We start from the raw sequence: 11,966 nt of genomic DNA, 5'->3' as shown, positions 1-11,966 counted from the left end.
GCTGTCCACCACGCCGGGTAACGTAGTACATACCACGACTGGCCGCTCAATTCCCTACGGTGAGCTGGCCGGGCGCGCGATGGACCTGCCGGTGCCTGATCCGAGCACGGTCAAGTTGCGCGACCCCAGCCAGTTTCGCTGGATCGGTAAACCCGTGCGCCGCCTGGATGCCTATGACAAGTCAACCGGCAAGGCCCAGTACTGCATCGACATGAAAGTCGACGGCATGCTGCATGCCGCCGTGCAGCACGCACCCCGTCTGGGCATGACCGTGGGCAGCCTGCGCAATGAGGATCAGGTCAAGGCCATGAAAGGTGTGCATTCACTGCATCAGCTGCCAGGCGCCGTCGCCGTGGTCGCCGAGCGCTGGTGGCACGCCAAGCGCGCGGTGGAAGCGGTCCAGGTAGACTGGAAAGAGCCGGCGGCGGACACCAAGGTGCGGCCGATGCCCGCGGACTTTTCCAGCGACGGCTGGCGCGAGCACCTGGCCACCGTGCAGGGGCCGGCCCGCGACGAGGAGAACGAAGGCGATATCGCCGGCGCACTGGGGAATGCCAAGACCAGCATCGAAGCCAGCTACCATAACCAGTACCTGAACCACGCCCAGCTGGAGCCACCCTCTGCCCTCGCCCGCTACAACCCCGACGGCACCCTGGAGGTCTGGCTGCCCAACCAGGCACCGGACATGTTCCGTGACGACATTGCCAAGCGTACGGGCCTGGACCCTGAACAGATCCTCCTCCACTCGCCGCTGCTGGGCGGTTTCTTTGGCCGCCACTTCCTGTACGACTCGGCCAACCCCTACCCCCAGGCCATCGCCCTGGCCAAGGCAGTCGGCCGGCCAGTGAAGCTTATCTGGAGCCGTGAAGAGGAGTTTCTGCGCGATGTGCTGCGGCCCGTTGCTGTGGTGAAATTCCGCGCTGGGCTGGACGCCGAGGGCTGGCCGGTTGCGCTGGAGGCGGTGAGTGCCACTGAAGGCCCCACCGAGGCCATCGCCGGCAAGCAAGGCGACAAAGTCGACCCAACCGCGCTTGAAGGGCTATCGGGCAAGGCCTACGCCATTGCCAACAAGCGCATTGCCCAGATCTACGTCAAAGGCCCGGCCATGCTGGGTTACTGGCGCTCGGTCGGCAATTCGCTGAACGACTTCTTCTATGAAAGCTTTCTCGACGAACTGGCCGACAAGGGCGGCAAGGACCCGTTCGAACTGCGCCGCCACCTGCTACGCGACAACCCGCGCCTGACCAACCTGCTGAACGCGGTCGCCGAATTGTCCGGTGGCTGGAAACGCGGCCCGTTCACCGCCGAAGATGGCAGCAAGCGCGCGCGGGGCGTGGCCATGGCCTCACCGTTCGGCTCGGAGGCCGCGGTGATTGCCGAGGTGTCGATCGACAACGGCCAGGTCAAGGTGCACGACATCTGGCAGGCCATCGACCCGGGCAGCATCGTCAACCCGGCGATCATCGAGCACCAGGTCAACGGCGCAGTCGCCCTGGGCCTATCGCAGACGTTGCTGGAGGAAGCGGTGTACGTGGACGGCAAACCGCGCGCGCGCAACTACGACCTGTACCCGATCCTGCCACCTTCGCGCATGGCCCGGGTGCATGTACGTATTGTCGAAAGCGGCGCGAAGATGGGTGGCATCGGCGAGCCGCCGCTGCCCGCCGTGGCACCGGCCGTGGCCAATGCAGTCGCGCAGCTTACCGGCCAGCGCGTGCGCAGCCTGCCATTGAGCCGCCATACCTTCAGTTGACTGCACAAGGAACGCCCCATGACCCATCGTTTCGCAAGGACCGCTGGCTGGCTGGTGCTGCCCTGCCTGGTCGCGGCAGGCCTGCTGGCCTGGTACGTCACCCGCGAGCCCGCCTCGCCGTTTGCCGGGACGCCGATCGTGGCCAGCGACCCGGCGCTGGTCAGCCGCGGCGAGTACGTGGCCCGTCTCGCCGACTGCGTGGCCTGCCACAGCCTGCCAGACGCCAGACCGTTTGCCGGCGGACTGGAAATGGCCACCCCGCTGGGCGCAATCCACGCCACCAACATCACCCCTGATAGCGACACAGGTATTGGCAACTACAGCCTGGCCGACTTCGACCGCGCCGTGCGTCAAGGCGTGGCTCCTGGCGGACGGCGGCTGTACCCGGCCATGCCCTACCCGTCCTACGCCAAGCTCAGCGATGATGATGTGAAGGCGCTTTATGCGTTCTTCATGCACGGGGTGCAACCTGCCCGGCAGGCCAACCTGGCCAGCGATATCCCTTGGCCGCTGAACCTGCGCTGGCCCATCGCCCTGTGGAACGGCCTGTTCGCTGCCAACACACCATACACAGACAAACCCGAGCAGGATGCGCAGTGGAACCGTGGTGCCTACCTGGTCCAGGGGCCCGGCCATTGCGGCAGCTGCCATACCCCGCGGGGCCTGGCTTTCAACGAGAAAGCCCTGGATGACAGCGGCAAGCCGTTCCTCGCCGGCGCCCTGCTCGATGGCTGGTACGCACCGAGCCTGCGCGCCGACCCCAATACCGGGCTGGGGCGCTGGAGCGAGGCGGACATTGCGCAGTTCCTGAAGACCGGGCGAAACCGCCATGCGGTGGTGTTCGGTTCGATGACCGAGGCGTTCAACAACTCCTTGCAGTTCATGCATGACGAGGACCTTGCCGCCATTGCCCGCTACCTGAAATCGCTGCCCGGCGACCCGCAGCGCGACGGCGTGCCGTGGCAGTACCAGGCAGAATCTGCAACGGCGCGGCTCGACAGCCCGGGCGCATATACCTATGTGACCCGCTGCGCAACGTGCCACGGCCTGGATGGCAAGGGCCAGGCCGAATGGATGCCGCCGCTGGCCGGGGCCACGTCGGCCCTGGCCAAAGAGGCGGCCTCGGCGATCAACATCACCCTTAACGGTTCGCAGCGCGTGGTAACTGCCGGGGTGCCGGATGCCTATCGCATGCCGGCTTTGCGCGAGCAGTTGAGTGATCAGGAGATTGCCGAGGTGCTGAGCTTCGTGCGCACGGCATGGGGCAACCACGGTGGTGCGGTGAATGCGCAGGCGGTGGGGAAGCTGCGTGAACATACCGACCCGGCCAGCAGCAGCCCGATCATTCTGCATATGCGCTGAAGCAGGGGCGGGCTGCTACGGCTGCGCCCGCTCCAGGTTCTGCTTCAACAACCGCTCCGGCAATTCCCCGGCAACGATCCTCTCCATCTCCCGTGCCAGCGCTTCACGCAGCTGTGACTGGTTGCAGCGCGAGTTACGCGACAGCGCCAGGTACAACCCCTCACTGGAAACCGGCGGCTCCAGCACCTGGAGAGTGCCTGTGATACCCAACGTGCGCGCCAGCGCCATGCCGGGGTACTGCTCGTACACCACGTAATCGCTGCGCTTGTGCATCAGTTTCTCGAACGCCTGCCGGGCACCGGGCACCGCTTCAAGGGTGAGGTTGGCCTTGGCGTAGTCGTCGAATTGCTGGCCGTGGCTGTTGTTGACCAGCGTACCGCCCTTGCGACCTGCAAGATCGGCCCATTGCCGATAGGCAAAGGCGTTGTCCCGGCGCACCCACACCACGCTGGGTGTGTGCAGAAATGGCGGTGCGACGAAGTCCATCTGCTGCCGACGCGCATCGGTCTGAAAATACCCGGCCAGCAGGTCGATCCGGCCAGTACGCACTTCTTCCTGCGCGCGCGACCAAGGCCCGGCGTAGATCACATCGATTTCCAGCCCAAGCTGCTTGCCCAGGTATTTGAGCAGGTCGGCATTGGCGCCGATCAGCTGCTGGGGGTTTTGCGGGTCGCGCCACAGGTACGGGGGGTATTCCGGGTTACCGGTGGCGGTCAGCCGTCGACATTGCTCAGCCGCTGCCGCCGCCAAGGGAAGCAGCAGGCACAGAAAAACTGGCAAGGCGTAGCGAAAGCAACGCTCGATCATCGACGACCCTCGGCACCTGTGACATCCGCCGACCCGGCGGAGCGGCCAAAGGCTGCCACCTCCTGTGGTCGACTGCAGCAATCATCTGCGCGTGCTGCAGACAGTCTGGACCATCAGCGGCTAGCAGGCTGGCCTTTCATCGGCCGGACCACGCATTTTCACGTGCCTTGGCGGCGCATCGCCAGGATCGCTGCACCAAACCCGATAAAGGTCGTACCCACCACCCGGCTCACCCAGCGCGACAGCGACGGCCGCGTCAATACCCCTTTTGCCCGCGCAGCCAAGGCGGCATACAGGCTCAGTGAGGTAAGCGACAACGCCACGAAAATCCCGGTAAGGGTCAGGAACTGCGGTAGCAATGCGGCGCCCTGGTCGATGAACTGCGGAAACAATGCAGTGAAGAACATGGTCGCCTTGGGGTTGGTGACCGCCGTGAAGAAGGCCGACTTGAACAGTTTCACAGGCGTAGGCCGGACCTTGGCCACGCCCTCTGCACTTCCCGCTACCAGCATCGGGCTTTTTTTCAGCAATTGCCGCGCCCCGAGGTAGAACAGGTAGCCCGCCCCCAGGATCTTCACGGCATTGAACAGCATTTCGGAACTGGCCAGCAGCGCGCCCAGCCCCAGCATGGCGGCTGCCGACAGGCAGAACAGGCCCAAGCCATTGCCCAGCGACGACCAGATCGCGCTGCGCTGGCCGTGGGCCAGGCTGTTGTTGATGGCCATCAGGGTGGCAGGGCCAGGGCTGGCAATCGCGATAGCGGCAACCAGGGTAAAAGCAAGCAGCGAGTGGGAATCCATTTCAGGCTCGTCAGGCAATCGGCAAAGGCTGCGTGGATGGCACGCAGGTTCAGTCGGCATTCTGCCGTTTGGCTGCCTTTTTGGCGATAGCCTTCATGCGCGTCGCCGCCCGTTGCACGGTGGCCATCTTTTCCGGGCGTTTCATGCCCCGCCATTTGCGGATTTCGTCACGGCTACGGCCACAGCTTACGCACAGCTCGCTGTTGAGCTGGCATAACGAGACGCAGGGGTTGTCGATGTCTTTGGCCATGCCGGTGCTCAGCCAGACAATTGCGCACGCGCGCGCTCGGCGGCGTCGTGGAAAACCTTGCGCAGTTCTGCAGCCTTGACCTTGCTGACCGACCTGGGCGGCAGCAGTTCATCGACCACGCGAATGCCTTGGGCCAAGGCGGTATTCAGTTGCTCAGTGTCGGAGGCGTCGGCGATATCACCCAGATAATGCGCGATGAGATACACGTAACGGTCCTGCAACTTCAGCGCTTCAAGCGCGTCGAGAGCCTTCTGGAACCGATCGGCTGCGTCAGGGCTCATGCTCAGTTTATCGAAATGAATCAGGCTCACACGGTCAGTGGCCATTGACGAATCTCCGTTTCCTGGTACGGCCTGGCCCACAAGCAGCAGCGCTTCTACGGTGCTCGGATGTGCAGGCCCGGGTAATGACCGTCAGGTTACCAGAACGCGAGGTATAAAGGGTCATGGCCCCCGGAACTAAAAGCAGTTGGCAGGTCGCGCAATGGACGCCCCAGGGCGTAATCGGGACAGGAGCCGCCTTTTGCGGCACAGGATAATCGCGGCGGCAACTCACCCGGCCGAGGCCGTCATCGAGCTCGGTAGCCCACACAACAACAAGCCTGCACCTGCAGGTAAGCCACAGGGGCCTCATTCTTCATGGCAAAGGAACACATCACCGAAACGCTCGACCTTGGGGTGACCGACCCCTCGAAAACCGCAGAAGCCCGCCAGGACCGGCGTTTCGAGGGCAAGCTCGACTGGATCGTGTTTGGTTGCACCAGCGGCCTGGCCATCGCATTCGTGCTGTGGGGCCTGCTCAACCAGGCCAGCCTCGCCAGCAGCGCTTCCAGCGCGCAATCCTGGGTCATTCTCAACTTCGGCTGGTTCTTCGTGCTCACTTCCACCCTGTTCGTGGTGTTCGTGCTGTGGCTGGCCGCCAGCCGTTACGGTCGGGTGCCGCTGGGGCGTGATGGCGAACTGCCAGAATTTCGCACGGTGTCCTGGGTGGCGATGATGTTCAGCGCCGGCATGGGTATCGGCCTGATGTTCTTCGGCGTGGCCGAACCGTTGTCGCACTATGTGTCGCCGCCGCCTGGTTCGGCCAGCCCCCAGTCGAGCGAAGCGATGCAGGTGGCCATGGCCACCACGCTGTTCCACTGGACCCTGCATCCTTGGGCCATGTACGCCATCGTCGGCCTGGCGATTGCCTACGGCACCTTCCGCCGCGGCCGCTCGCAGCTGATTTCCGCTGCCTTCCGCCCCTTGATCGGCAAGCACGCCAACGGCCCGCTGGGCCGGCTGATCGACATGATGGCGATCTTCGCCACGCTGTTCGGCTCGGCCGCCTCGCTGGGCCTGGGTGCGCTGCAGATCGCCGGCGGCCTGGAGTACAACGGCTGGATCGAAAGCCCGGGCAAGCTGTTCTACATTTCGATCATTACGCTGCTGACCATTGCCTTCGTCACCTCGGCGGTATCGGGCATCGGCAAAGGCATCCAGTGGCTGTCCAACACCAACATGGTATTGGCACTGCTGCTGGCGCTGTTCGTGTTCGTGGTCGGGCCGACCCTGCTGATGCTCAACCTGCTGCCGACCTCGATCGGCATCTATATCAAGATGCTGCCGGAAATGATGGCCCGCACCAACGCCAGCGGCGGCGAGCAGATGGACAACTGGCTGGCCGGCTGGACGGTGTTCTACTGGGCCTGGTGGATCTCCTGGACACCGTTCGTGGGCATGTTCATCGCCCGCATCAGCCGTGGCCGCACCATTCGCCAGTTCGTGACCGGCGTGCTGCTGGTGCCGAGCCTGGTCAGCCTGGTGTGGTTCACCGTGTTCGGCGGCGCGGCCATCGACGCCCTGCGCGACGGCGCGCTGCAACTGGCCAACGGGGCGGTCAACAGCAACCATGCGCTGTACCAGTTGCTGGACAGCTACCCGCTGGCCTCGGCCACCTCGGTGCTGGTGATGGTCCTGGTGGGCATCTTCTTTGTCTCCGGTGCCGATGCCGCTTCGCTGGTGATGGGCACGCTGTCGGAACATGGCACCACCGCGCCATCACGGCGCACGGTGATTTTCTGGGGTGCACTGACCGGTACGGTGGCGGCGATCATGCTGGCGATCGGCGACCCGGGTGACCCTGGCGAGGCGCTGACCGGGCTGCAGAACCTGACCATTGTCGTGGCCTTGCCGTTCGTGGTGGTGATGGTGCTGCTGTGCCTGGCGCTGTACCGCGACCTGCGCAAGGACCCGATGATGCTGCGCCACCTGCGTGGCAACGAGCTGATCGAAAAAGCCGTGCTGTATGGGGCGGTGAAGCATGGCGAGGAGTTCTACATCGTGGTGCAGGAGAAGAAGGCCTCGGTGAAGCCGGCGGCAGAGGCCAGTGAAGTGGCCCAGCGCTGAAACCGGCTGGCGCTCGTCTCTTTGGGCTTTACCCGCAAATGCGTCGTTGGTTTGGCCAACGCATTCGCGGGTGGGCTCTCGTAGAACTGCACATAACTCACTGATTTAGCAGGGAACCTGTGGGAGCGGGCGTGCCCGCGAACACCGGCGCAGCCGGTGCCATGCACCGGGTTGGATTCTTCGCGGGCGCGCCCGCTCCCACAGGGTACGCGGAGCGCCCAGCATCCGTTCTATGCGCGACACCGTAGCCCAATGAGCTGGGCGATCTCCTACCGGGCCTTGGCAAGCCTGCGGATGTGTTGTTTTTCAGGGCCAGTCAATCGCCCAGGAAGCTGTCCTCGAACGCGTAAATGCAGGCCTCCACGCACAGCGCCATGCCCGCCTGCAGCTCGCCTTCGTAGCCATAGGATTCAGGGTCTTCCGGGTAACCAATGCTCGGGTACTCGTCGCACAGCCCCGCAGCACCGCTGGGGCGCAATAACGGGGGCGCGATCTCGGTGGAAGCGCCCCACAGGGTCACGCATCACCCGTTCAACGCCGCCTCTATACCGGCCACATCAATCTTGCCCATCTGCATCATCGCGTCGAACGCGCGCTTGGCCGCCGCACGGTCGGGGTGGCCGATGGCTTCGATGAGGATGCGCGGGGTGATCTGCCAGGAGATCCCCCATTTGTCCTTGCACCAGCCGCATACACTGGCCTCGCCACCGTTATCGATAATTGCGTCCCACAACCGGTCGGTTTCGGCCTGGTCCTCGGTGCTGACCTGAAACGAAAACGCTTCACTGTGCTTGAACGTCGGGCCACCGTTCAGGCCCACACAAGGGATGCCCATCACCGTGAACTCCACCGTGATCACGTCGCCCTGCTTGCCCGACGGGTAATCACCCGGCGCTTGGTGCACCGCGATCACGCTGCTGTCGGGAAACGTGCTGGCATAAAAATTCGCGGCCTCTTCGGCATCGTGGTCGTACCAGAGGCAGATTGTGTTCTTGGCCGTCATGGTGGTGCTCCATGAATGAGGGAGAACGTTAGAGTCTAGCCTCGGCATTGACCCAAGGCCCGCACAGCCGATTTTACCGTACGCCTGTACGATAAATCCCCCTGCTGCGAGCCCTTCCATTGACCTGCCGTTGGCGGGCTTGCTTGCGGGGTCTGGGCATGGGGGTCTCGCGACTGCTGTTGTGGCGAGGATAGCAAGCTTGGCGCTGCGCTCAACAATCTGCCCGGCGATGGCGGTCAGCAACATCGCCACAGTCAACGACAGCAGGGGCGCTGCCTGAGGCCGGGCGCCGCAACATTCTGCAGACATTTCCGACATCAGGTAGTGAACCTGCTTACAAAAAAGCGGTCTTTCGCTGACGGTCAACTCACCGACCGGTTCACCGGCCCAGTCACCGGGCCTACTTTTGTCCTGTTTCAGCGAAGACCCAACATGCCCGAATCCCGCCCAACTGCCTCCGCCCTCATTGCCCTGCGCGGTGGCCTGATCGCCACCGTGGTGGCCCTTGCCGCACCGGCGCATGCCGAAGAGCCTGCCAGCGATGCACGCTGGGTCAGTGACAGCCTGAGCACCTACGTGCGCAGCGGCCCGACCGACGGCCACCGCATCGTCGGCACGCTCAAGTCCGGGCAGAAGCTGACCCTGGTCGGCAGCCAGGGCAACTACAGCCAGGTACGCGGGCAGAATGGCGATGTGGTGTGGATCCTCAGCAACGACCTGCAGTCGGTGCCCGGCCAGAACGAACGCCTGCCGTTGCTCGATGCCCAGGTCGCAGAGTTGACCGGGCAGTTGAAGACCATCGACGACAGCTGGAAGAACCGTGTGCAGGGCATGCAGGAAACCCTCGACTCACGCAAGAAGCTGGTCGACGAACTGGAGGCGCGCAACAAGGCGCTGAGCGAGCAGCTCGATGAGAGCCAGTCGACCCTGCGTGATACCCAGGCGCGCCTTGGCGATGAGAACAAGCAGGTGATGATGCGCTACATGGTGTATGGCGGCAGCATTGCCGGCGCGGGGCTGCTGATGGGGCTGATCCTGCCGGCGTTGACCCGTGGCCGGAAGAAGAACGACCGCTGGTTCTGATGCCAGCTATGCCGGCGTCTTCGCAGGTTTGTTCCGCGAAGAGGCCGGCACGGCTCACACCTACTTGCTACGCGCCTTGTTGTAGATGGTCTTGGCCTGGTCCGCAGCCGACTGGCACTTGGTCATGTCACCCTTGTCCCGCGCCGTCTTGGCCTCCTCCATTTTCACCTTGAAGTCATGTGCCATGCCACCGTGCATCGCCTGACCGCTAGCTTTGTGGAAGTCTTCCAACTCCTGAATCTTCGCATCGCAGTTGGTCTTGGGATCCGCATGTGCAGCAAAACTCAGCACCGAAGCAATCACCAGCAGTGTCATGGATTTCATGCAACATTCTCCTGGGAAATTCGAAAGATGCTCGAGCGACATCGGCTCGACGCCACACACAGCATAGTCCCCCTCGGGCAACCACACCTGCGCTCAGCCGTGTGATCGTGCGCCTTCAGCGAACAGATAGTCGATGAATACCCGAAGCCGCAGCGGCATGTGCCGGGACTGCGGGTAGATCAGCACGAACGGCCGCGAGGTGCCGCCGTACTCGGCCAGCACCTCCACCAGCGCGCCGCTGTCCAGCGCCTCCTGCACGGTAAAGCGGTAGGCCTGCATCAGCCCGGCGCCGTGGCGCACCAGGGTTGCGGTGGCAAGAAAATCGCCAAGGCAGGTGAAGCTGCCATCGGTCTCCAACTCCAGTTCTCGGCCATCGCGGCGGAAACTCCAGCGCGGGCGCCGGCCGCTGCTGGCCAGTTCGAACTGGATGCACTCGTGCCCAGCCAGGTCTTCCGGCACTTGCGGTGTGCCCCGGCGTGCCAGGTAGGCGGGCGTGGCCACCACCACCAACGGGGCATCTTCCAGGCGCCGCGCCACCAGCCGCGAGTCGGCAGGCTCGCGGCCACGGATGGCGAGGTCGAAGTGCTCCTCGGCAAAGTCGACGTTGCGATTGCTGACATGTACGTCTACCTGCACCTGCGGGTAGCGTTGCTGGAACGCCGGCAGCAACGGCAGCAGCCGGTGGTGCGCGTAAGGCGTCGGCACACTGATGCGCAGGCGGCCGCTGGGCGCGACCTGGCCGCCTGTGACCTGGCGCTCTGCCTCGACCAGTTGCCCGAGCGCCTGGCGGCATTGCTGGTAATACGCCTGCCCAGCCTCGGAAAGCCGCATCTGCCGGGTGGTGCGCACGAACAGGCGCACTCCCAGGCGCTCCTCCAGACGGGCCACACTGCGGCTTACCGCCGCCGGAGTGACGCCAGCCTCGGTGGCTGCGGCAGTAAAGCTGCCGCTGTCAGCGGCAAGGCAAAACAGCTCCAGGCTGCCCAGTTGCAGGTCATCGAAGTGGCGGGACATGAGGGCTCGATTGATTACATGGTGTATTGATTGAAATGCTATCCGGCACATTTTTCAAGCATGTGTTGCAGCCTACAGTGAGCTCCACCCGAGCCATCGGCTCACCTTCCGGAGTACGCAAGCATGACCCAGCCAAGAACCGTCATCATCACCGGGGCCTCCAGCGGCCTGGGCTTCGCCCTGGCCGAGGCGTTCCTCGAACGCGGCGACAATGTCGTCGGCAATGCCCGCAGCCAGGCGCGCCTGGAGCAGGCCGCCGGCCGCCTCGGCAATCCTTCGCGCTTTGTTGGTGTGGCCGGCGACATCGCCGAACCAGGCACGGCTGAGCGGTTGTTCGCCAGCGCGGTGCAAACCTTTGGTGGGGTCGACATCCTTATCAACAATGCCGGCATCTTCATTGCCAAACCGTTTACCGAGTACACCGCAGTGGATGTCGACGCGCTGGTCGGGACCAACCTGAAGGGGTTCTTCTACCCGGCCCAGGAAGCGGCGCGGATCATGGCAGGGCAAGGGCACGGGCAGATCATCGCCATCACCGCCTCCATCGCCTTGCAACCAGACACCCGCGTACCCGCGTTGTTGCCGGTGCTGGTCAAGGGCGGCCTGAACCAGGCAGTAAAAGGCCTGGCGCTGGAGCTGGCGGCCAGCGGGGTGCAGGTGAATGCGGTGGCACCGGGAATCATCGATACCCCACTGCATGGGGGCAATGTGCAAGGCCTGGGCGCGCTGTCACCCAGCGGCCGCACCGGCTCGCCGCAGGACGTGGTGGACGCCGTGCTGTACCTGGCCGACTCAGCTTTCGTCAGCGGTGTGATCTTGCCGGTGGATGGCGGCAGCACTGCCGGCACCTGGCACTGAACAGAGGAGCAAGCAGCCATGCCTTATGTGCATATTCGTGTGACCGATGAAGGGGTAACTGCTGAGCACAAGCGCCAGCTGATCGAGCAGACCACCCGCATGTTGCAGCAAGTGCTGGGCAAACCGCCGGCCAGTACCTTTGTGGTGATCGAGGAGGTGCCGACCGATAACTGGGGGGTTGGTGGGGAGACGGTGACCCAGGTACGGGCGCGAGAGCGGCGGTGAGGTTGCTGCCACACGAGAACCGATCACCAGGCGTTGCGCAGAGTGTGAGGGTGACTCTATGCTCCAGGGCAAATTGCATCAGGGCTGACAGGTGCTTGCC

The 11,966-nt window shown here is 64.0% G+C and carries 14 protein-coding genes; 6 read left to right on the top strand and 8 right to left on the bottom strand.

All coding sequences use genetic code 11. The features are described from left to right. Together HP546_RS17520 and HP546_RS17515 are read left to right on the top strand one after the other, a co-directional pair. A partial coding sequence (locus HP546_RS17520) for a xanthine dehydrogenase family protein molybdopterin-binding subunit (RefSeq protein ID WP_172227800.1) occupies positions 1–1,753 on the top strand: 1,753 nt, incomplete at its 5' end. Between the two features lie 18 nt (positions 1,754–1,771). Beyond that, the gene (locus HP546_RS17515; protein ID WP_172227798.1) at positions 1,772–3,115 is read left to right on the top strand and encodes a cytochrome c; all 1,344 of its coding nucleotides are present in this window, start codon (positions 1,772–1,774) and stop codon (positions 3,113–3,115) included. A gap of 15 nt (positions 3,116–3,130) precedes the next feature. Here the strand turns inward: HP546_RS17515 and HP546_RS17510 are convergent, their stop codons facing one another. The 4 genes from HP546_RS17510 to HP546_RS17495 all read right to left on the bottom strand — a co-directional run bounded on the left by HP546_RS17510 (position 3,131) and on the right by HP546_RS17495 (position 5,298). After that, positions 3,131–3,922, bottom strand: a complete 792-nt coding sequence (locus HP546_RS17510; protein ID WP_172227796.1) for an ABC transporter substrate-binding protein — start codon at positions 3,920–3,922, stop codon at positions 3,131–3,133. A gap of 158 nt (positions 3,923–4,080) precedes the next feature. Continuing rightward, a complete protein-coding gene (locus tag HP546_RS17505; RefSeq protein WP_172227794.1) occupies positions 4,081–4,722 on the bottom strand; it encodes a LysE family translocator in 642 nt (213 codons plus the stop codon). Positions 4,723–4,771: 49 nt separating this feature from the next. Then, positions 4,772–4,972, bottom strand: a complete 201-nt coding sequence (locus tag HP546_RS17500; protein WP_172227792.1) for a DUF1289 domain-containing protein — start codon at positions 4,970–4,972, stop codon at positions 4,772–4,774. Positions 4,973–4,980: 8 nt separating this feature from the next. Beyond that, complete coding sequence (locus HP546_RS17495; protein WP_172227790.1) at positions 4,981–5,298, bottom strand: hypothetical protein; 318 nt, start codon at positions 5,296–5,298, stop codon at positions 4,981–4,983. Positions 5,299–5,610: 312 nt separating this feature from the next. Here HP546_RS17495 and HP546_RS17490 point away from each other — a divergent pair, with 312 nt between their 5' ends. Beyond that, the gene (locus HP546_RS17490) at positions 5,611–7,359 is read left to right on the top strand and encodes a BCCT family transporter (protein ID WP_172227788.1); all 1,749 of its coding nucleotides are present in this window, start codon (positions 5,611–5,613) and stop codon (positions 7,357–7,359) included. 316 nt (positions 7,360–7,675) lie between these two features. Here HP546_RS17490 and HP546_RS31445 read toward each other — a convergent pair whose 3' ends face one another. Together HP546_RS31445 and HP546_RS17480 are read right to left on the bottom strand one after the other, a co-directional pair. After that, the gene (locus HP546_RS31445; protein ID WP_256678494.1) at positions 7,676–7,879 is read right to left on the bottom strand and encodes a hypothetical protein; all 204 of its coding nucleotides are present in this window, start codon (positions 7,877–7,879) and stop codon (positions 7,676–7,678) included. A 3-nt stretch (positions 7,880–7,882) separates the two neighbouring features. Continuing rightward, complete coding sequence (locus HP546_RS17480; protein WP_172227786.1) at positions 7,883–8,362, bottom strand: VOC family protein; 480 nt, start codon at positions 8,360–8,362, stop codon at positions 7,883–7,885. A gap of 432 nt (positions 8,363–8,794) precedes the next feature. Between HP546_RS17480 and HP546_RS17475 the strand changes: the two genes are divergently transcribed. Continuing rightward, entirely contained in the window at positions 8,795–9,445 is a 651-nt protein-coding gene (locus HP546_RS17475) for a TIGR04211 family SH3 domain-containing protein (protein ID WP_172227784.1), read from the top strand. Between the two features lie 60 nt (positions 9,446–9,505). On the opposite strand, the gene HP546_RS17470 is transcribed toward HP546_RS17475, so the two are convergent. Then, positions 9,506–9,769, bottom strand: coding sequence for a hypothetical protein (locus HP546_RS17470; protein ID WP_172227782.1), 264 nt, complete (start codon positions 9,767–9,769; stop codon positions 9,506–9,508). Between the two features lie 93 nt (positions 9,770–9,862). Beyond that, entirely contained in the window at positions 9,863–10,783 is a 921-nt protein-coding gene (locus HP546_RS17465) for a LysR family transcriptional regulator (RefSeq protein ID WP_172227780.1), read from the bottom strand. 123 nt (positions 10,784–10,906) lie between these two features. On the opposite strand from HP546_RS17465, the gene HP546_RS17460 reads away from it, so the two are divergent. Both HP546_RS17460 and HP546_RS17455 read left to right on the top strand, forming a co-directional pair. Continuing rightward, entirely contained in the window at positions 10,907–11,641 is a 735-nt protein-coding gene (locus HP546_RS17460; protein ID WP_172227778.1) for an SDR family NAD(P)-dependent oxidoreductase, read from the top strand. An 18-nt stretch (positions 11,642–11,659) separates the two neighbouring features. Then, positions 11,660–11,866, top strand: coding sequence for a 4-oxalocrotonate tautomerase family protein (locus tag HP546_RS17455; RefSeq protein WP_172227776.1), 207 nt, complete (start codon positions 11,660–11,662; stop codon positions 11,864–11,866). The last annotated feature ends 100 nt before the right edge of the window (positions 11,867–11,966 follow it).

Origin of the sequence: Pseudomonas sp. CM25, from assembly GCF_013179705.1 — a bacterium.
GTDB lineage: Bacteria > Pseudomonadota > Gammaproteobacteria > Pseudomonadales > Pseudomonadaceae > Aquipseudomonas.
This window is presented reverse-complemented; position numbering and strand designations above follow the sequence as displayed.

What these genes read in the sequence shown, in the direction of transcription:
- HP546_RS17515 (WP_172227798.1), top strand. Translation starts at nt 1,772, where the DNA reads ATGACCCATCGTTTCGCAAGGACCGCTGGCTGGCTGGTGCTGCCCTGC.
- HP546_RS17510 (WP_172227796.1), bottom strand. Translation starts at nt 3,922, where the DNA reads ATGATCGAGCGTTGCTTTCGCTACGCCTTGCCAGTTTTTCTGTGCCTG.
- HP546_RS17505 (WP_172227794.1), bottom strand. Translation starts at nt 4,722, where the DNA reads ATGGATTCCCACTCGCTGCTTGCTTTTACCCTGGTTGCCGCTATCGCG.
- HP546_RS17500 (WP_172227792.1), bottom strand. Translation starts at nt 4,972, where the DNA reads ATGGCCAAAGACATCGACAACCCCTGCGTCTCGTTATGCCAGCTCAAC.
- HP546_RS17495 (WP_172227790.1), bottom strand. Translation starts at nt 5,298, where the DNA reads ATGGCCACTGACCGTGTGAGCCTGATTCATTTCGATAAACTGAGCATG.
- HP546_RS17490 (WP_172227788.1), top strand. Translation starts at nt 5,611, where the DNA reads ATGGCAAAGGAACACATCACCGAAACGCTCGACCTTGGGGTGACCGAC.
- HP546_RS17480 (WP_172227786.1), bottom strand. Translation starts at nt 8,362, where the DNA reads ATGACGGCCAAGAACACAATCTGCCTCTGGTACGACCACGATGCCGAA.
- HP546_RS17475 (WP_172227784.1), top strand. Translation starts at nt 8,795, where the DNA reads ATGCCCGAATCCCGCCCAACTGCCTCCGCCCTCATTGCCCTGCGCGGT.
- HP546_RS17470 (WP_172227782.1), bottom strand. Translation starts at nt 9,769, where the DNA reads ATGAAATCCATGACACTGCTGGTGATTGCTTCGGTGCTGAGTTTTGCT.
- HP546_RS17465 (WP_172227780.1), bottom strand. Translation starts at nt 10,783, where the DNA reads ATGTCCCGCCACTTCGATGACCTGCAACTGGGCAGCCTGGAGCTGTTT.
- HP546_RS17460 (WP_172227778.1), top strand. Translation starts at nt 10,907, where the DNA reads ATGACCCAGCCAAGAACCGTCATCATCACCGGGGCCTCCAGCGGCCTG.
- HP546_RS17455 (WP_172227776.1), top strand. Translation starts at nt 11,660, where the DNA reads ATGCCTTATGTGCATATTCGTGTGACCGATGAAGGGGTAACTGCTGAG.